Source organism: Ochrobactrum sp. CGA5, assembly GCF_006345815.1.
Taxonomy (GTDB): Bacteria; Pseudomonadota; Alphaproteobacteria; order Rhizobiales; family Rhizobiaceae; genus Brucella.
Genome location: NZ_VCIG01000009.1, coordinates 13,201 through 33,329, shown reverse-complemented (window position 1 = coordinate 33,329; position 20,129 = coordinate 13,201). Strand labels below are relative to the sequence as shown.

Sequence of the window (20,129 nt, the reverse complement as noted above, 5' to 3'; positions counted from 1 at the left end):
TGTGATTACCAAGGAGTTTCCGAAAGTCCGATGAAATTCATTTCCATTCTGTTATCTGCGTCCACTGTTGCCAGTCTTTCTCTCTTCGGTCTGATGGTATCCCCGTCTTTTGCGATGAATGCGTCTGAAAAGGCCCAGCTTGAGAAACTCGACCCGGAAACCCGCCTCGAGCAGCGTTGTGACGTGGAAGCGATGGAACGCATCACGCGGGAACAGAAGTTTTCGGTAGACAAGGTTCTGGCCTATGCCTTTTCCGATCCGGTGACCAAAGAGAACTCCATCCAGGCCGATGGCGCGGCTTTCCGCAGCCGCGAGCGTTGGTATAAGTTGTCCTTCGTTTGCGAGACGGACCAAGATCACATCAACATCATCTCGTTCCGCTACACTATCGGCGACGAGGTGCCCCATAGCCAGTGGGACAGGCACTACCTCGTGCCATAGCAGGCTCGTCTATTCTTCCGAGTCGTCCGAACGACAGGCGGACAGCAGCGTCACTTCCTTGGCCGTATGATCAGCTTCGAGATGGCTCAGAACAGCCTGACCGTCCTTGTCGTCCCAGCGGTAGCTGTCCTGTTCATCGATGGCGACATATTTCTTGAGTCTATCGTGCCATTCCAGCGCAATCATCTTGCCTTCTGCATTGAGAACGGCAAATCCGGGGGCGCTCCCATTGCGGATATAGGTGACAGGCACGACGACTCCGCGTTCACAGATATAATCGACACGCTCCATGGGGTTCGCATCCTGCGCCTGCGCTGAAACGGACGGCGCAAACAATACCGCCGGGCCTGCCGCAATCACGAAAAGAGTGCCGATATAACGATTGCCATATGCCATGGTGAAGAATCCTCTGGTTCTATACGGAAAAATAGCCCTTTGGTCATATGGTTCAAGAGCGATCGTGGAACCGGATTTCGTTGCAATCCCGTTGTGAAAAATAATCACCACGCTGCCAGGGCCTCCTGCAACCGAAACAGGTTTCGCCCGTTGTTAGTTTGCCAGTCGCGCGACTGGCAGAGGCCCGGATGAATACTTGCCCCCCGCAACCCCAGTCCGGGCCTCACCTCCATGGGAGTCGGTCCTGTCGGGGAGATAGGCGCGTTTGGGACTTTGTGTCAAAGGGCGGCTTACGGGGCCCCGGCGGAAAAATTTTTCGTGGTGGCTGATAGGGGAGAGCAGATTTTTCGAAGTGGTTTCAAATAACGACCGGGTTGTGGCATCCCGTCGTCAAAGAGCTCTGGTACTTTCTTGGCAAAAGAACCATGGAGGCGGTCATGAAGGTTTCGCGATTATCTCTCGCTTTGGCAGCATTGGTGGCTGCGGCTTCGCTGACTGGAACGGTCCAAGCCAGCTTTGCCGATCAGACGCTTCTGAACGTGTCCTACGATCCGACGCGTGAACTCTACAAGGATTACAATGCCGCTTTCGCTGCCCACTGGAAGGCGGAAACCGGTGAAACTGTCACCATTCGCGCTTCCCATGGCGGGTCGGGCAAGCAGGCTCGGTCGGTAATCGACGGCATCAAGGCCGATGTGGTGACGCTGGCGCTGGAAAGCGATATCGATGCCATCGCTGAACTTTCGGGCAAGATCGATAAGGACTGGCGCAAGCGCCTGCCCAACAATTCCGCCCCTTATACGTCAACCATCGTCTTCCTCGTGCGCAAGGGCAATCCCAAGGGCATCAAGGATTGGGGCGATCTGGTGAAGGATGGCGTCGAGGTCATCACGCCGAACCCTAAGACCTCCGGTGGCGCGCGCTGGAACTATCTCGCCGCGTGGGCCTGGGCCTATAAGCAATACGGTGGTGATGAGGAGAAGATCAAGGATTACATAGGCGCACTTTTCCGCCATGTACCGGTGCTCGACACTGGCGCACGCGGCTCGACGACCACTTTCGTGCAGCGCCAGCTTGGCGATGTGCTGCTTGCCTGGGAAAACGAAGCCTATCTCTCGGTCGCGGAATTTGGCGAGGATGCATTCGACATCGTCGTTCCGCCCCAGTCCATTCTGGCTGAACCGCCAGTCGCGGTGGTGGACAAAAATGCCGAGGAAAACGGAACCACAAAGCTGGCGCAGGCCTATCTCGAATATCTATACTCGCCGGAAGGTCAGGCGCTTGCCGCCAAACATTTCTATCGTCCCTCGAAGCCTGACATCATCCCCGCCGACAAGCAGCGCAAGTTCCCAGACTTGACGCTGGTGACGATCGATGATCCGATCTTTGGTGGATGGGCGAAAGCACAGCCCTACCACTTTGGCGACGGAGGAACGTTCGACCAGATCTACAAGCCGGGAAAATAATCCAGAATTCGAGAGCAATCAGTACTATCAAATACTGAAGAGGGAACAAACCAACACATGTCCTCGCTCCCCGCACGGGCCAGAGCAGGGTCGCACTTCAGAAAGCCGAGCGTCATTCCCGGTTTCGGGCTGACGTTCGGCTTCAGTGTTGCCTATCTGACCCTTCTCATTCTCATTCCACTTGCGGCATTGGTGCTGCGTTCCACCGACGTCGGGTTTTCCGGCTTCTGGCGCCTTGTTACCGACGAGCGCACCTTGAAAGCGCTTGAAACGAGCTTCGGCACGGCCTTCATTGCGGCGCTGGTCAATGTGATCTTTGGCGTCATCCTCGCTTGGGTACTGGTGCGCTATCGCTTTCCCGGACGCCGCTTCGTCGACGCAATCGTCGATATTCCCTTCGCTCTGCCGACGGCAGTGGCCGGTATCGCGCTTGCCGCAATCTACGCGCCGAATGGCTGGATCGGCAGCCTGCTTGCTCCGTTTGGCATTCGCATCGCCTTTTCTCGCGCAGGTATCATCATTGCGCTGATCTTCGTCGGTCTGCCCTTCGTGGTGCGTACGGTCCAGCCGATCATGGAGGAAATCAGCCGCGAAGTCGAAGAGGCGGCGGCAACGCTAGGCGCATCTCGGTTCCAGACCATTTGGCGGGTGCTGTTGCCGAGCCTTCAACCTGCTATCCTGACAGGCTTCGCACTCGCTTTCGCACGCGGCGTCGGTGAATATGGCTCGGTGATCTTCATTGCGGGCAATACGCCTTATGTCTCGGAAATCGCACCGCTTCTGATCGTTATCAAGCTGGAGGAATATGATTATGCCGGGGCGACAGCGCTTGCCACGGTGATGCTGGCGCTTTCCTTCGCAATGCTGCTTTTCATCAATCTCATCCAGTCGTGGACACGGAGGAAATATGGGTATGGCGAATGAAACTGTTCCTGCTGTGCCCCGAAACAGCCGAAACCCTCTCACCGAAAGTCTGCCAACACGCATCACGTTGATCGCGTTGGCGCTGGCTTTTCTTGCCCTCTTCCTCATCCTGCCAGTGATTGCGGTTTTCGTGGAGGCCTTCCGCAAGGGCGCAGGTGAATATATTGCCGCGCTGATCGAGCCGGATGCCTGGGCTGCGATCAGGCTCACACTGATCGTCGCAGCCATCGCCGTGCCGCTCAATCTTGTCTTCGGCATTGCGGCCGCATGGGCAATCGCGAAGTTCGAGTTCAAGGGTAAGGCGCTGCTGACTACGCTGATCGATCTGCCCTTTTCCGTGTCGCCGGTCATTTCCGGTCTTGTATTCGTCCTGCTTTTCTCAAGTCACAGCCTGCTCGGGCCATGGCTGTCACGGCACGGCGTTGAGGTATTGTTCGCGGTTCCCGGCATCGTTCTGGCGACGGTATTCGTCACGTTTCCCTTCGTCGCGCGCGAATTGATCCCGTTGATGCAGGAACAGGGAAGCGGGGACGAGGAGGCGGCGATTTCGCTTGGTGCCAATGGCTGGCAGGCGTTCCGCTATGTCACGCTGCCCAATATCAAATGGGGGCTGCTTTACGGCGTGCTGCTCTGCAATGCACGTGCGATGGGCGAGTTCGGAGCTGTTTCCGTTGTCTCTGGACATATTCGCGGCCTCACCAACACGATGCCGCTGCATGTAGAAATTCTCTACAACGAATATAACTTCGTCGGTGCGTTTGCGGTGGCGTCGCTATTGGCTTTTCTGGCGCTTCTGACGCTTGCAATCAAGACGGCGCTGGAATTGCGCTATGGCGATGAACTGGCTGGCAGCGGCAACGGGCATTAAAATTAAATCAAAAGCCGCCCGCGTGGCGGCAGGGATGAGCATGGCCGCGTGGCGGCAGGGGAAAGGATTGGGAATGGAAGTTCGTGTTGCCGGTGTGCGTAAGGAGTTCGCTCGCTTTCCGGCGTTGCATAATGTCTCGCTGGATATTCGTTCGGGCGAGCTGATCGCTTTGCTGGGACCCTCCGGTTCAGGAAAGACCACTCTGTTACGCCTTATCGCCGGACTGGAGACACCGACCGAGGGCACGATCTTTTTCGGCGACGAGGACGCATCGCAGAAAAGCGTTCAGGAACGCAATGTCGGCTTCGTCTTCCAGCATTACGCGCTGTTCCGCCATATGACGGTGGCGGACAATATCGGTTTCGGTCTGAAGGTGCGCCCAAGCGCGACACGTCCGCCGAGTGAGGATATCCGCAGACGGGCGCTGGAACTGCTGGATCTCGTTCAGCTCCGGGGGCTCGAAAAGCGCTATCCGGCACAGCTTTCCGGCGGTCAGCGCCAGCGCGTGGCGCTTGCTCGCGCCATGGCGATTGAACCGAAGGTCCTGCTTCTCGATGAGCCGTTTGGCGCTCTCGATGCGCTGGTACGCAAGGAGCTGCGTCGCTGGCTGCGCGAGATTCACGACAAGACCGGCCATACGACCGTTTTCGTGACTCACGATCAGGACGAGGCGCTTGAGCTTGCCGATCGCGTGGTAGTGATGAGCCAGGGGCGTATTGAGCAGGTCGGTACACCGGACGAAGTCTACGACAATCCGAATTCTCCCGGCGTCTATGGCTTCATCGGCGAGTCCAGTACACTTCCGGTACGGGTTGAAAAGGGCGAGATCTGGCTGGTGGACCGCAACATCGGCCTGACGGTCCAGGATATGGCAGATGGCGATGCGCAGCTTTTCTTCCGTCCACACGATGTCGAATTGCTGGATGGCTGTGGTGGTTGCATTGCTGGTACCGTCGTGGCTAGCCGGCGTTCGGGCGGCAAGCGGCGCGTCGAACTGGAAGTAGGCGGCGCACGCGAGCGGGTGGAAATCGAAATTCCGGCCGAACATCCTGCCGCGGAAAAGAGCCGCATCGCATTCCGACCGCGTTACTGGAAACTTTTTCCGGCAGGTGAAGCCGGTCCCGGAACAGGTTCCTGATCGTCACCGTCCGCTGAAGCAAAAGACGAGTCCTGGCAGATATGCGGCGATTTCCGCAATACTGCCGGGCTTTTCTCTGTTGCAGGACGTGGCCCTGCCGCGCTGAAATTTTCCAGCGCGTTACCTGCGGTAGTATTATTTTTGTTTTCAATATGTTAGGGTTGCAAGAAGCGGAGTATTCCATAACGCAACATTAATGGGCGGAAAGAATTGTGCGTTGCGATTCAAACGGTTTGAAGATCAGCACAATGCGCCGTCGCATTTTGGCCAAATGCAGTCGACATTCAGGGAACCGATCATGGATACTGCCGTTTCCTTGGAATGAAAATTCAGAATAATGTCAGTATTCACCCGCCGCAGATAACTCATTTCCTTCGGAAAGGCTGTTAAGGCAGATGCCGGATTTGTCTTCTTCGCTCTCCAAATCGACCTCTACCGAGAATAAAACGCCGATGTTGCAGTCCCCAAGGGAACCGAAATCCAGTGAAGTGGATGCATCGTGCCGGATTCCGGCCGAGCAACCGTCTCCTCTCCGTGCGTTGTATAAAACCGAGGAAGAGCTCAGCGCGCTTGCCGCTGCTGTTGCACGCGGCGAAGATATTCCGCTGCCGGGCTATATAGCCTTTCCGTTCGATCAGCGCCTGTCCGAAAACGGCAAGCTTATCCTGCATGCCTATCGCGCCTCCGACGCCGCATCGCGTGCGGGGGAAACGATTACGCCAGCCGCTCAATGGCTGCTCGACAATCACTACCAGATCGACAAGAACGTGCAGCAGGCCCGTCGCGACCTGCCGCGCCGTTTCATTCGTCAGTTGCCGCTCTACAAGGCGCTGGCTGAACAATACGAAGGCATGCCGCGCATTTTCGCACTGGCCTGGCTCTATGTCGCCCATACGGACAGCAACTTCTCGCTGAAGACGCTGACGGCCATCGTCAAGGGGTTCCAGACCGTTGAGCCGCTGAAGATCGGTGAACTGTGGGCGCTGCCGTCTGCGGTGCGTTATTTCCTGATCGAGAATGCACGTCGTCTGGCGCTGCGCGTCGACCGCGCGCGCATCATGCGCAATCTCGCCAATACAGCCGCCGACCGCATTGTGGTTGCCGCCGATGGAGCTGAACTGGATTCGGTTCTGGCACAATATGCCGATGCCGCCCGCGACAGCACTTTCGCTACCCATCTTCTTTATCGCCTGCGTTCCTCCTCGACCGATACCACGGCTGCTGCAAGCTGGTTGGAACGTATTCTGGAGCAGGAAGGCAGCAATCCCGAAGACGCTATTGTCGAGGAACATGCCCGCCAGTCCACCGGCGGCGTCACGATGGGCAACGTCATCCGCAGCCTGAAATCCATTGACGATGTCGATTGGGAAACCTGGTTCGAAACAGTCAATGAGGTCGACGCGATCCTGCGTGACCACAGCGATTTTGAGCTTCTGGATTTCCGTTCCCGCAATGCCTATCGCGTGACTATCGAAAAACTCGCCCGCTATTCGGAGATGAGCGAAATCGACATCACCTGGGCAGCGCTCAAGCTGGCCGAAGATGGGCACCGCGCCGAAAAGGCCGGTCATCCAGAAGCCGAGGGCAAGGGCGCAATCGCCTACTACCTGTCTGGCGAAGGCCGCAAGGAACTTGAAGAAGTCTGCGGTTACAAGGCGCCGTTGGGTGTCAAGGCGCTGCGCTTCTATCGCGGTCTTGGACTCTGGGGGCTGTTCATTCCGACGGCGATCTTCACGATCCTGCTTCTGTTGCTCGTCAATTACTGCATGATCCGCGCCGGACTTTCCACCGATCTGCGCACGCTGTTCACGCTTCTGGCGATTTTCCCGGCGATGGATGCCTCCTATTCGCTGTTCAATGCGCTGGTGCCGTGGTTTGTCCAGCCGACACGGCTCATTGGGTTCGAATATAAGGAAGGTTTGCCGGAGGAGGCGCGCACGTTGGTTGCGGTGCCGACCTTCATCACATCACGTGATTCCATTGATGAGCAAATTCGCAATCTGGAAGTCCATTATCTGACCAACCCGCGTGGTGAAATCTACTTTGCGCTGGTCAGTGACTGGACCGATGCGAAGCAGGAGATCACGCCTGCGGATATGGAAATTTATGAGTATGCGCGCGAGGAAATCGCCAAGCTCAATGAGCACTATACCGGCGACGACCAGCCGCGCTTTTTCCTTCTTCACCGCCGCCGCCTGTTCAATGAGAAACAGAATTGCTGGATGGGCTGGGAGCGCAAGCGCGGCAAGCTGCATGAACTGAACCTGCTTCTGCGTGGCGATCAGGATACGAGCTTCTTCCCGCCGGACGAGCGCCTGCCGAAGGAAATCAAATATGTGATGACGCTGGACGCTGACACGCGTCTGACGCCGGAATCCGTCACACATCTGGCCGGCAAGCTCAGCCATCCGCTGAACCGTCCCGTCATCGACGAAAAGACCGGCAAGGTCGTGCGCGGCTACGGCATTCTCCAGCCGCGCGTCACGCCTTCGCTGACCACCGGCGACGAAGCGTCGTTCCTGCAGCGGGTCTTCTCGGTCAATCGTGGCATTGACCCTTATGTTTTCGCCGTGTCAGACACCTATCAGGATTTGCTCGGTGAAGGCACTTTCACCGGCAAGGGGCTTTACGACATTGACGCTTTCGAGGCGGCGCTTAAGGGGCGCGTGCCGGAAAACACGCTGCTCAGCCACGATCTGCTTGAAGGCGGTTATGCCCGCGCGGCTCTCGTCAGCGACGTCGAAGTGGTTGAGGATTATCCGACCGGCTACAATGTCGATGTATCGCGTCACCATCGCTGGGCGCGTGGCGACTGGCAGCTTCTGCCGTGGCTGTTTTCGACGAGCCGGGGCGTCAGCCACATTACGCGCTGGAAGATGGTGGACAATCTGCGCCGCTCGCTCAATCCGATCCTCTGGCTGATCGCAGCTGTTGTCGGCTGGAGCGTGCTGCCAATCGGGCCTGCTGCCGTCTGGCAGGGCTTCCTCATTCTCTCCATGTTCGTCGCGCCGACATTCGGCATTGTCACCAATCTTATTCCGTCGAACATGGACTATTCGCTGAAAGGCCACGCGCAATCGGTACTGACCGATATTGCACTTGGCACGGCGGATGTGGCGTTGCGCACAACCTTCATAGCGCATTCGGCGTTCCTGATGGCTGACGCCATTGCGCGCACCATCTATCGTCTGTTCGTTTCGCATCGTAATCTTCTGGAATGGCGCACGGCAGCACAGGCGAGAACATCGCCCGATACGCTGCTTTATTATTTCCAGCTCATGTGGCCTGCGATAGCGATTGCGGGGCTGGCGATCTTCTTCCCGCTCGCTGCCGAAAGCCAGGCCGCGCTGATCGCAGCGCCTTTTGCTGTCATCTGGTTTGCCTCGCCGCTGATCGCTTGGTTGGTCAGCCGTTCGGCCAAGCCCCAGGACACGCTGGAAGTGCTTTCCTCCGATAAATCGGACCTGCGCCGTTATGCACGTCGGACATGGCGTTATTTCGCCGAGTTTGCGAACGAGGAAAACAATCATCTTCCACCGGACAACTTCCAGGAAGATCCTGCACCGATTGTCGCGCAACGCACCTCGCCGACCAATATTGGTGTCTATCTTCTCTCCGTCGTCGCCGCGCGCGATTTTGGCTGGATCGGCTTTGGCGAAACGTTGGATCGCGTCGAGGCAACAGTCAATACGCTCGAAAAAATGGAGAAGTACCAGGGGCATCTTTATAACTGGTACGAGACTCATACGCTGACGCCGATGCGGCCTCTCTATGTGTCGGCAGTGGACAGCGGCAATCTCGCCGGACATTTGGTTACTTTGTCGTCTGCGCTGGAGGAATGGGCGGAAGCGCCGTCTGTCTATATGCAGGGTGATCTCGACGGCATCCTTGATGTCAACGATATCCTTGAAGAGACAATCGCCAAAATCCCTGACGATCGGCGGATTCTGCGTCCGCTGCGTCGCCGCCTGGAAGAGCGGATCGCCAATTTCCGCCGCGCCGTAATGTCCATCAAGGATGAGCCGGAGACGGCATCCTTCCGCACCATCAACCTGTCGCTGTTCGCAACTGACATCGTGCGTCTGATGGACGAACTCGATGGTGAAATCGAAACACCGGCAAGCGCTGAGGCCGCGGAATGGGCGCGTATTCTGGTCGATACCTGCAAGGCCCATACCGAGGATGCCATCGGTGAACATGACACCGATGCGTTGCGTGAACGCCTGCGCGATCTCGCAACCCGCTCGCGCCAGCTCGCATTCGACATGCAGTTCGGCTTTCTTGAACGGAAAGAACGCCGTCTTCTCTCCATCGGTTTCCGTGTGCAGGAAAACGAGCTGGATGAAAGCTGCTACGATCTTCTGGCGTCCGAAGCGCGTCTGGCGAGCCTGTTCGCCATCGCCAAGGGCGATGTGCCGGTCGAACATTGGTTCAAGCTTGGCCGTCTTCTGGTGCCGGTGGGCTGGAAGGGCGCTCTGCTCTCCTGGTCCGGGTCGATGTTCGAGTATCTGATGCCACCGCTGGTCATGTCCGAGCCACTCGGTTCGCTTCTCGACCAGACCAACAAGCTCGTGGTGCAGCGCCAGATCGACTATGCGACTTCGCGCGGCCTGCCATGGGGTATTTCGGAAGCAGCGTTCAATGCGCGCGACGCGCATATGAACTACCAGTATTCCAACTTCGGCGTGCCCAATCTGGGCCTCCAGCGCGGCCTGTCACGCAATGCGGTTATCGCACCCTATGCGAGCCTGCTTGCCGCGCAGTATCAGCCTGCCGCCGCTGTCGCGAACCTGAAGCGCCTTGCCAAGCTTGGTGCTCTTGGACGCTATGGCTTCCACGATTCGGTGGACTTCACGCCGTCGCGTGTTCGCGAAGGCGAGCTTTGCGCTGTGGTGAAGAACTATTATGCTCACCACCACGGCATGGCGATCATCGCGGTCAACAATGTGATCTTTGAAGGCCGGATGCGGGAGCGCTTCCACTCCGATCCGGTGATCGAGGCTGCCGAACTGCTCCTGCAGGAAAAGGCGCCGCGTGAAATCCCGATGATCTACGCCAAGACGGAAAATCCGATGCGCGTGGATTCCGGCGGCTTCGACGATGCGCCGATGCGGATTGTCGATAAGCCGTTCAAGGCACCGCGTACCACGCATATGATGTCGAACGGACAATATGCTCTCATGGTGACGGCAAATGGCTCGGGCTACAGCCGTTGGCACAATTGGGACATTACCCGCTTCCACGCCGATGCATCGGAAGACCTTCAGGGCACCTTCCTGTTCCTGCGCGACATGGAAAGCGGCTATTGGTGGTCGGCGACCGGCGAACCGGTGCGCAACCCGGAAGAGGAAACCAAGACGGTTTTCACCGAAGACAAGGCGGAGTTCTACAAGACTGCCGGTGACATCAAGACTGTCATGGAAGTGATCGTGTCGTCGGGATCGGACGGCGAAGGCCGCAGGCTCGACATAATAAACACGTCCGCCCGTGATCGCATGATTGAGGTCACTTCCTATGCAGAACTGGTGCTGAACGACAGCGACAGCGACGCCGCTCATCCGGCATTCGCCAAGATGTTCGTGGAAACCGAAATCTCCGATAACGGTTCGACCATCTACGCCAAGCGCCGCAAACGCGCGCCTGCCGATCCGGATATCCACGTCGCGCATTTCGTAACTGATCTTTCCGGCTCCATCCGTGAAACAGAAGTCGAAACTGATCGCCGTGCCTTTGTCGGGCGTGGTCGCAGCTTGCGCGATGCGGCTGCCTTCGATCAGGGTGCCAAGTTCACCGGCAGCCAGGGCTGCGTGCTCGACCCGATCGCTTCGGTGCGTACACGAGTCCGCGTTCCAGCGCATAAAAAGGTGAGCCTCGTGTTCTGGACCGTTGCAGGCGGCAGCCGCGATGCGGTCGAAAACGCCGTGGCGATGCATCGCCACCCGGAAACCTTCGCCCGCGAATATTCCCTGTCGTGGACAAGTTCGCAGGTGCAGCTCTACCATATCGGCATCAAACCTGCCGAAGCTGCCGACTATCAAAAGGTGGCCGCCTATCTGCTTTACCCGGAGCGGACATTGCGTCAGCCACCGGAAACCATCGCCAGCGGCCTAGGCAAGCAATCAGACCTGTGGCCAATGTCGATTTCCGGCGACTATCCGATCTTCGCGCTGCGCATCGACAACGAAGCCGATCTCGATGTATTGCGCGGTGTACTGCGCGCGCAGGAATACTGGCGTAGCAAGGGCCTTACGGTCGATGTCGTGGCGGTCAACGAACGTGCCTTCTCCTATGCACAGGACACTCAGCGTGCCATCGACTGGATTGTGGAAGGTTTCCGCAACCGCGGTGGCGGTCAGCCGCACATCTTCGCGGTACGTCGCGACCAGATGAGCGACGAAAGCTACAATACGCTGCTCGCCTCGGCGCGTATCGTCATGCATGCGCAGAACGGCTCGCTCGCCGAGCAGCTCCGTCGCAGCGAGGAAATCACCGTCGATCTGGCGGCGCGCGACGCCAAGACTGCAATTGGCGGTCAGGGTTCAGCCCAGGGTCTCGGCGCTGCCGGTCTGGCACCCGTAGCTATCGAACGTGGGGCGGAAGAGCGTCGTCCTGTCGTCAAGCCGGCGGTGAACCGTCCTGCGCCGTCTGGTGACGATCTGCGCTTCTGGAACGGTTATGGCGGCTTTGCCGAGGACGGCAGCTATGTGGTGCGCATCAACAATCGCACTAACACGCCGCATCCGTGGATCAATGTGATCGCCAATCCGAATTTCGGGTTCCATGTCTCGGCAGAGGGGTCGGCCTTTACCTGGGCGGGCAACAGCCGCGATTACCAGCTCACCCCATGGGCAAACGATCCTGTCACGAACCGTCCCGGCGAGGCAATCTATATTCTCGACCGGGAAACGGGCCGCACTTTTGCGCCCACAGCAAGCGTCTTGCGTGACGAGGCTGTGACTTATGAGGCGCGCCATGGCCATGGCTATTCCAGCTTTGGGGCACAGCATGGCGAGCTGGCGCTTGACCTCACCCACATCGTGGATGCGGACAGGCCAGTGCGTCTGTCCCGTCTGACCGTCACCAACAAGGGGCGTTCCAAGCGCAAGCTGCGCGTCTACGGATATGTGGAATGGGTGCTGGGCAATGCCCGCTCCAAGAATGTGCCGTTCATCGTGCCATCGAAGGACGAAGAGCTGGGCGCGCTCTTTGCAGGTAATCCGTACCATCCAGACAAATCCGGGCAGATCGCCTTCTTTGCTGCAACCGAAAAGCCGCAATCCGTCACCGCCGATCGCAGCGAGTTCATTGGCACCACCGGTTCGGTGGACAAGCCAGAGGCCGTGCTGGCTGGCAGGGCGCTTTCGGGGACGGTTGAGGCAGGTCGCGATCCATGTGCCGCGCTCGCGCTTGATATCGAAGTGGGGCCGGGTGAAGCACGTGAGCTTGTCTTCCTGCTTGGGAATGCCGCTGATCAGAAGCAGGCAAAGGCACTGATCGGTGAAACCCGGAACGCCTCGTTCAGTGACAAGCTTGCCGCCGCCAAGCGTCAGTGGGAAGTTCTGTTCGGCCGCGTACAGGTGAAAACGCCAGACCCGGCTTTCGACCTACTGGTCAATGGCTGGCTGCCTTATCAGGCGATTGCCTGCCGTATATGGGCACGCGCCGCCTTCTATCAGGCAAGTGGTGCGTTCGGCTTCCGCGACCAGTTGCAGGACACGCTGTCGCTGCTTCTGATCGATCCGACGCTTGCCCGCGCGCAGATTCTCAATGCGGCGTCGCGCCAGTTCCCGGAAGGCGATGTCCAGCATTGGTGGCTTCCGGCAACGGGGGCGGGCGTGCGCACACTGATCTCGGACGATGTCGTCTGGCTCGGCTATGGCGCTTCGCTTTATGTCGAGACGACAGGCGACCGCTCGATCCTCGATGAAAAGCTGCCGTTCCTTGAAGGGCGCAAGCTGGAAGAGGGCGAACATGATGCCTTCTATCAGCCCGAAATCTCCGAGCAGACTGCAAGCCTCTACGAGCATTGCGCCTTGGCGCTCGACCTTGCTGTCGAACGAACCGGCAAGCACGGCCTGCCGCTGATGCTCGGCGGCGATTGGAACGACGGTATGAATCTCGTCGGTGTGAAGGGAGAGGGCGAGAGCGTATGGCTCGGCTGGTTCCTTGCCTACACTCTGCGTCAGTTCATCCCGATTGCGGAAGCGCGCAAGGACACAAAGCGCGTCGATATCTGGAAAGCGCACCTGGAAAGCTTGACGGAGGCCCTCGACCGCGATGGTTGGGATGGCCAGTGGTATCGCCGTGGTTTCTACGACAACGGAGCGCCGCTTGGCTCGAAAGACAGCGATGAATGCCAGATCGATGCCATCGCGCAATCGTGGAGCGTGTTGTCCGGAGTTGCCGATCCGAAACGCGCCGAACAGGCGATGGCTTCGCTCGAAAAGTACCTGCTGGATGACGAAGGCGAATTGCTGCGTCTCTTCACGCCGCCTTTCAACAGGACCATTCAGGAGCCGGGCTATATCAAGGGCTATCCGCCGGGCGTTCGTGAAAACGGCGGCCAATACACGCACGGCGCGACCTGGGCCATCATGGCGCTCGCCCGTATGGGCAAGACAGCGGAAGCATGGCGTCTGTTCTCGCTCATCAGCCCGGTCAGCCATGGCCGAAACCCGGATACATATCGCGTTGAGCCATATGTGATTGCAGCCGACATCTATTCCGTCGAGCCCCGTCGCGGGCAGGGCGGCTGGACCTGGTACACCGGCTCGGCGGGCTGGTTCTACCGCGTTGCGACGGAAGGTATCCTTGGCGTTACAAAACGCGGCGACCGCCTGCATCTCGATCCAGCCTTGCCACCCGAATGGGAGGGCTATGAAGCCGATCTCCGTTTTGGCGAAGCGCTCTACCGCGTGAAGGTTGTGTCCGGTGCCAAGGCCAAGGCGGTGAAGCTCAACGGTCGCAAGGTCGGCAAGCCGGAAGAAGGCGTGCCGATCAAGCCGGACGGCGAACATGAAATCGTTGTAGAGCTTCCCAAACAGAAGTGAACCGATTAAAAAGGCGGGTGAAAACCCGCCTTTCTTTTTGCTGCCAAGCATTTGGTTTGGTTGAAGCATATGATCATGCACTGGAGGCCTTCATGGCCAAGACTGATATTGCGCGCCGCGTCTACAATCACGCATGGAAGCTCGATCCCATCGTCCGCAGTCTGCTGGATACAGACTTCTACAAGCTTCTGATGCTACAGATGATCTGGGGGCTTTACCCCAAGGTGGATGCAACCTTCTCACTCATCAACCGCACGACCTCTGTGCGCCTTGCCGATGAGATCGACGAGGGCGAATTGCGTGCGCAGCTCGACCATGCCCGCACACTGCGCTTCTCCAAGAAGGAAATGATCTGGCTGGCGGGCAACAGTTTCTATGGCCGCAAGCAGATTTTCCAACCCGAGTTCCTGAACTGGCTGCACGATTTCCAACTTCCGGAATATGATCTGCGCCGCAAGGATGGCCAGTACGAGCTGCATTTCCATGGTGCCTGGTCACACACGACCATGTGGGAGATTCCCGCACTTGCCATCATCAACGAACTGCGTTCGCGCGCGGCGATGAAAAACCTTGGACCGTTTTCGCTTGATGTGCTCTATGCGCGCGCCAAGGCGAAGATGTGGAGCAAGGTCGAACGTCTGCGCCAGCTTCCGGGTCTGAAGATTTCCGATTTCGGCACGCGCCGACGCCATTCCTTCCTGTGGCAGCGCTGGTGCGTCGAAGCGTTGAAGGAAGGTATCGGCGATGCCTTCACCGGCACCAGCAATGTGCTTCTGGCCATGGATACAGACCTCGAAGCGCTTGGCACCAACGCGCATGAACTGCCGATGGTGCTGGCAGCGCTCGCAAAGAACGACGACGAACTGCGTTCAGCGCCCTATCGCGTGCTGCAGGATTGGAACCGCTATTACGGCGGCAATCTTCTGATCGTTTTGCCAGATGCATTCGGCACGGCTGCCTTCCTGCGCAATGCGCCCGACTGGGTTGCCGATTGGACTGGTTTCCGCCCAGACAGCGCCCCGCCCATCGAGGGCGGCGAACGCATCATCGAATGGTGGAAGTCACGCGGCAAGGACCCGCGCGAAAAGCTGCTGATCTTTTCCGACGCGCTCGATGTGGATACGATTGAGGACACCTATCGTCACTTCGAGGGACGTGTGCGCATGAGTTTCGGTTGGGGCACCAACCTCACCAATGATTTTGCAGGTTGCGCCCCGAAGGAAATCGAAGGGCTGAACGCGATTTCGCTCGTCTGCAAGGTGACGGATGCCAACGGTCATCCCGCCGTCAAGCTTTCCGACAATCCGCAAAAGGCGACCGGCGATCCCAGGGAAGTGGCGCGTTATCTCAAGTTCTTCGGAAATGAAGAGCGGGTGGAGCAACTCGTCAAAGTCTGACGAGTTGCAGCGGGTCTATTTGTTTTTACGCATATCTTTATCCCGAAACCGGTTTCCACTTTCGGGAGACATGCTCTATTCCATCAACCGCGCGGTGCCGGAAACGCGGACAGAGCCACCGCGCTCATTGCCGATCTGGGCGCGCAGATGTGACGGACTGCCCATATCCTCGCCCTGAAATATCTCGATTTCGCCGCCATGCGGCCAACCGCTGTCACGCAGATATGCGGCGAAGGCTGCAGTGGCCGCACCGGTCGCGGGGTCTTCATAAACGCCGCCCGATGCAAACGGGTTGCGGCTGTGGAAGCGCCTTGGCGTCTCGGAATAGATAAGCAGGATGGTTGTCCAGCCTTGCCGCTTCATCAGGGTGCGCCCCCGTGCCATGTCGTAGTGCATTGAAGCCAGTTTTTCGCGTGAACGAAGCGGAAGCACGATATGATCCGCTCCGGCATGGATCAGGGCCGGCGCCAAGCCGGGTGCCAGATCTTCCTTATCAAAACTGAAAAGCGCCAGTGCCTGCTCTACTTCCGCATCATTGGCAGCGCGCTGGCGCGTCGGCGGTGATTGCAGGCTGGCGGCAAAAAGATCACCTTCCTTGCGGCCTTCAACGCTTATATCGCCATTGTTGAGCTTGAGCGCGAAGCGGCCATCGCCTTCACGCATAGCCAAGGCCGCGCCAAGAGCAATGGTGGCATGGCCGCAGAACGGTACTTCCATCTCCGGCGCAAAATATCGTACGCGCCAACTATCGCCTTCCGGCGCGGCAAAGGCGGTTTCGGAAAAGCCGACATCCTTTGCGATTTTCTGCATTTCTTGCGGGGAGGGCAGGTGATCTGCAATCAGCACCCCGGCGGGATTGCCGCCCTGATTGCCTTGCGAAAAGGCTGCAATGCGCAACACGTCCATGGTTTCTCCTCGCCAGTCTGATTCGTGTCCCGCCCATCCCTATAAAGAGCGTGAAATGTGGCGGGTCAAGCTGTCTGTCGGCTGGTGTGGCGAATGCCACATTCTCATCACATAGGAGCAGCGCTGTGAACGAATTTCAAATCCATCACACTGGCGGAGACGATCAACAGCATGGGCCGCTCCATTTCCTCCGACAGTACAGGCCACGCCACGATCTGCTCCGGCGATGGACGCCACTCTTCCAGCCGGTTGATGGCAAATCCGGTTTCGATAAGCGCATTGACGGTAGTGCTGAGGCGGCGATGATACTTGATGACGCCCTCTGCCAGCCAGTCAGTTCGCCGCTCGCCTTCCTCGGCATAATGATCGACCGGCCAGCGCTTCCGGCCACTGCTGTCTTCGATCCAGCCCGGCGCAAACGGTGCCATGAATATCGGATGCTCAATGGTGAAAACCAAGCGACCTCCTGGCCGCAAAGCCGCATGGATCGTTTTCAAAAGACGCGGGAAATCGCGAATATAGTGGAAGGCCAGGGAGCTGTAGACGAGATCGAAGCATGCTTCCGGCAGCTCCAGTTCCTCCATATCTGCCTTGATATAGTGAACGGCATTGTCCTGTTGATCGCGGCGTGCGCGTTCGAGCATGTTTTCCGAAAGGTCGTAACCGACCACGGAAGCAGCACCCTGTTCGCGCGCAAAGCGACAGAACCAGCCGAAGCCGCAGCCGAGATCGGCAATGTCACCGCCAGTCAGAGCGGGCAAAACGGAGCGGACAAATGGCCATTCCGGCGCGCCTTCCAGCCCGTGTACCGAACGCGGTAATTGGCTGTAGGCGGTGAAGAAATCGTCGCGATCATAAATATTCTGAGCCATCGCTTATCGTTCGGTCAGTGCAAGCTTTACCCCGAGCGCCACGAAGGCGGCCGCAAAGCTGCGACGCATCCATGCAAGCACGACGGGACGTGAGATGATCTGGTTACGGACGGCAGCGGCAAAAACACCGTAGATTGCAAATACCACGAACGTCATTGCCATGAACACGAGAGACAGTTCCACCATACGGGCCACGGTCCCACCATGTTGCGTATTCACGAATTGCGGCAGGAAGGCAAAGAAGAAAATTGACAGCTTGGGGTTCAGCAGATTGACGAGGATCGCTGACCAGATCACCTCGCGGTCCGAACGCGGTGCGTCGTCGGTCTCGATCTTCAATGTGCCGTGCTCCTTTAGCGTCATCCACGCCATATAGAGCAGATAGGCAACGCCTGCATATTTGATGACTTCAAAAGCGAGTGCACTGGCATGGAGCAACGCTGCCAGTCCTGTCACGGCAGCCAGCATATGCGGGACGATGCCGAGCGTGCAGCCCAACGCGGCAATGACGGAGGCTCGTGCACCACGGGACAGTCCTGCCGCAAGCGTTACCAGCACACCGGTGCCGGGCGAGGCAACGATGATGAAGGATGTCAGCAGAAATTCAATGCTCATGATGTTCTGGACTCCTGTTCAGCGTCAGTCGGTCAAGACCGGCGCAGGCCGGGCGCATCATGTCACGGCTTTGCCGTGCGTCAATCCTTCATCTCATGCGCCCATGGTGGGTTCGCGCCAGCACGCGAGACAGTTACCGCAGCAGCCCGGACCCCGAGCGCGACAGCGGAATGAATCTCATCTTCGGTCAGTTCGGAAAGCGCGTCCTTGTTGAGCAGACCCTGCTTGTGGAGACTGGCAAGAATCCCGGCATTCACTGTGTCGCCCGCGCCAACGGTGTCGATCACGTTTACTTTCACGCCCGGCACGCGCACGGTTGCCTTGGTCGTATAGGCGTCGGCACCATGCGCACCTTTAGTAATGACCACCAGTTTCGGTCCAAGTTTCAGCCATTCGGCGGCGATTTCGTCGTGGCTGCCCTTTTCGCCAAACCAGGCTAGGTCTTCGTCCGAAAGCTTCACAATGTCGGCAAGCGCGATCATGCGCTTCATGCGTGCCAGATGTTTTTCGCGGTCGATGATGAAGCTAGTGCGGATATTTGGGTCGAGGAACATGACCCGTCGGGGTGCTTCGCGCGTCATCAGCGCTTCATAGACACTGCCGCACGGTTCGGAAATCAGGCTGATGCAGCCGAACAGCATGGCGTCAACAGCATCATCGACATAGGGCATATCGCTCTCGGTCAACATGCGGCCTGCGGTGTTTTCATCATAGAAGGCGTAACGCGCCTGTCCGTCGAGCAGACGCACGAAAGCCAGTGTTGTCGGACGGTCCGAGATTGCGGCAAAGGAATAATCGACGTTGGATCGTGCCAGGTTATCGCGCAGCACTTCACCGAAAAAATCCGAAGAAATGCCGGAAAAGAAACCGGTTGGAACATCGAGCCGTCCAAGCGCGATGGCCGTGTTGAAGACAGAACCGCCTGCAAAGGGCTGGAACGCGGTTTCGCCCGCTGCGGTTTCGCGTGGCAGCATGTCGATCAGGGATTCACCGCAGCAAAGGATCATCAGTTATTTCTCTGGTTCTAAATCGATTGAATGGAGATAAACAAAAAGCGCGGAGAATTTCAATCTTCGCGCTTTGTTTGGGTGTCAGACGTGCTGGCCGCCATTGATGTGGATTTCCGAACCCGTCACATAGGATGACGCTTCGGAGCAAAGGAAGTAAATGGTTTCCGCTACTTCTGATGTCTTGCCAAGGCGGCGCATCGGAAGCTGTTCCACCAGCTTGTCGGTTCCTGGCGAAAGAATCGCCGTATCGATTTCGCCGGGCGCGATGGCATTGACGCGGATGCCATAAGGCCCGAAGTCGGACGCCATTTCGCGGGTCAGCGCGGCAAGCGCGGCCTTCGACGTAGCATATGCGGTTCCGGCGAAGGGATGCACGCGGCTACCGGCAATGGAGGTCACGTTGACGATGGAGCCTTGTGCCGCTTCCAGCTCCTTGAAAAGGCCACGCGCCAGCATGATAGGCGCCATGAAGTTGACCTGAAACACGTCACGCCAGACTGCCATAGGTGTTTCGATGGAGTTCATGCGGCGTCCGCCTTCCGCCTTGGGCGAAATGCCGGCATTGTTGACCAGTGCATGCAGCTTGCTGCCATTGTCTTCGAGACGGCGGCGGATTTCGGCGATTGCCTTCCCGACGTCTTCCTGATCGGCCAGATCGACCTTGATGTGATCTTCCGGGCCTGCGGGCCAGGGGCAATTTTCGGAGAAATCCTGTCGCGAGCAAGTGATGACGCGCCAGCCGGCACGCGAAAAACGCTTCACCGTCGCATGGCCAATGCCACGACTGGCACCGGTCAGAACCAGAGTTTTACGTTCGCCATCCGCCTTGGGAGTCTCGGAACCGGCAACGTTTGTTTTGGTGACTTGGGACATGAAAACCTCGCTCTCCAATCTTGAATAGACCAAGCCGCTCAGGATTTCGAGCGGAATTAGAGGGCATTCCGAAAAGTGTGAAGCGGTTTTCGCATTTAATTTGCGTCAGCGAAAATAGTGAGAGCGCCGATCTGAGTGAAGCAGATCGAAACCCGTTTGAATCTGCATTGTAG

At 58.0% G+C, this 20,129-nt stretch carries 13 protein-coding genes; 7 read left to right on the top strand and 6 right to left on the bottom strand.

Going from position 1 to position 20,129, the window contains the following annotated elements:
- Positions 1 to 93 precede the first annotated feature (93 nt).
- The gene (locus tag FJQ48_RS09745; RefSeq protein WP_247870351.1) at positions 94 to 441 is read left to right on the top strand and encodes a DUF930 domain-containing protein; all 348 of its coding nucleotides are present in this window, start codon (positions 94 to 96) and stop codon (positions 439 to 441) included.
- Between the two features lie 9 nt (positions 442 to 450).
- Here FJQ48_RS09745 and FJQ48_RS09740 read toward each other — a convergent pair whose 3' ends face one another.
- Complete coding sequence (locus tag FJQ48_RS09740; RefSeq protein ID WP_139974931.1) at positions 451 to 837, bottom strand: hypothetical protein; 387 nt, start codon at positions 835 to 837, stop codon at positions 451 to 453.
- A gap of 437 nt (positions 838 to 1,274) precedes the next feature.
- Here FJQ48_RS09740 and FJQ48_RS09735 point away from each other — a divergent pair, with 437 nt between their 5' ends.
- The 6 genes from FJQ48_RS09735 to pncB all read left to right on the top strand — a co-directional run bounded on the left by FJQ48_RS09735 (position 1,275) and on the right by pncB (position 15,680).
- On the top strand, positions 1,275 to 2,303 hold the full coding sequence (locus FJQ48_RS09735) for a sulfate ABC transporter substrate-binding protein (protein ID WP_139974930.1): 1,029 nt from the start codon (positions 1,275 to 1,277) through the stop codon (positions 2,301 to 2,303).
- A 57-nt stretch (positions 2,304 to 2,360) separates the two neighbouring features.
- The gene (gene cysT / locus FJQ48_RS09730) at positions 2,361 to 3,227 is read left to right on the top strand and encodes a sulfate ABC transporter permease subunit CysT (RefSeq protein ID WP_139974929.1); all 867 of its coding nucleotides are present in this window, start codon (positions 2,361 to 2,363) and stop codon (positions 3,225 to 3,227) included.
- Complete coding sequence (cysW, locus tag FJQ48_RS09725; RefSeq protein WP_139974928.1) at positions 3,211 to 4,095, top strand: sulfate ABC transporter permease subunit CysW; 885 nt, start codon at positions 3,211 to 3,213, stop codon at positions 4,093 to 4,095. The genes cysT and cysW overlap by 17 nt, the downstream gene beginning before the upstream one ends.
- A gap of 73 nt (positions 4,096 to 4,168) precedes the next feature.
- Positions 4,169 to 5,233: a sulfate/molybdate ABC transporter ATP-binding protein gene (locus tag FJQ48_RS09720; RefSeq protein ID WP_139975098.1), complete on the top strand. Its 1,065-nt coding sequence runs from the start codon at positions 4,169 to 4,171 to the stop codon at positions 5,231 to 5,233.
- A gap of 395 nt (positions 5,234 to 5,628) precedes the next feature.
- Positions 5,629 to 14,283 carry a glucoamylase family protein gene (locus FJQ48_RS09715; RefSeq protein ID WP_139974927.1) on the top strand — a complete coding sequence of 2,885 codons (8,655 nt, stop codon included), beginning with the start codon at positions 5,629 to 5,631 and terminating at the stop codon, positions 14,281 to 14,283.
- A 92-nt stretch (positions 14,284 to 14,375) separates the two neighbouring features.
- On the top strand, positions 14,376 to 15,680 hold the full coding sequence (pncB, locus tag FJQ48_RS09710; protein ID WP_139974926.1) for a nicotinate phosphoribosyltransferase: 1,305 nt from the start codon (positions 14,376 to 14,378) through the stop codon (positions 15,678 to 15,680).
- Between the two features lie 75 nt (positions 15,681 to 15,755).
- Here pncB and FJQ48_RS09705 read toward each other — a convergent pair whose 3' ends face one another.
- From FJQ48_RS09705 to FJQ48_RS09685, 5 genes are all read right to left on the bottom strand, one after another.
- Positions 15,756 to 16,586 (bottom strand): PhzF family phenazine biosynthesis protein, encoded by an 831-nt coding sequence (locus FJQ48_RS09705; protein ID WP_139974925.1) that lies wholly within the window; start codon positions 16,584 to 16,586, stop codon positions 15,756 to 15,758.
- 107 nt (positions 16,587 to 16,693) lie between these two features.
- On the bottom strand, positions 16,694 to 17,458 hold the full coding sequence (locus FJQ48_RS09700) for a class I SAM-dependent methyltransferase (RefSeq protein ID WP_139974924.1): 765 nt from the start codon (positions 17,456 to 17,458) through the stop codon (positions 16,694 to 16,696).
- A gap of 3 nt (positions 17,459 to 17,461) precedes the next feature.
- The gene (locus FJQ48_RS09695; RefSeq protein ID WP_139974923.1) at positions 17,462 to 18,073 is read right to left on the bottom strand and encodes a LysE family translocator; all 612 of its coding nucleotides are present in this window, start codon (positions 18,071 to 18,073) and stop codon (positions 17,462 to 17,464) included.
- An 80-nt stretch (positions 18,074 to 18,153) separates the two neighbouring features.
- Positions 18,154 to 19,080, bottom strand: coding sequence for a carbohydrate kinase (locus FJQ48_RS09690; RefSeq protein WP_139974922.1), 927 nt, complete (start codon positions 19,078 to 19,080; stop codon positions 18,154 to 18,156).
- Positions 19,081 to 19,164: 84 nt separating this feature from the next.
- Positions 19,165 to 19,956, bottom strand: a complete 792-nt coding sequence (locus FJQ48_RS09685) for an SDR family oxidoreductase (protein WP_139974921.1) — start codon at positions 19,954 to 19,956, stop codon at positions 19,165 to 19,167.
- Positions 19,957 to 20,129 lie beyond the last annotated feature (173 nt).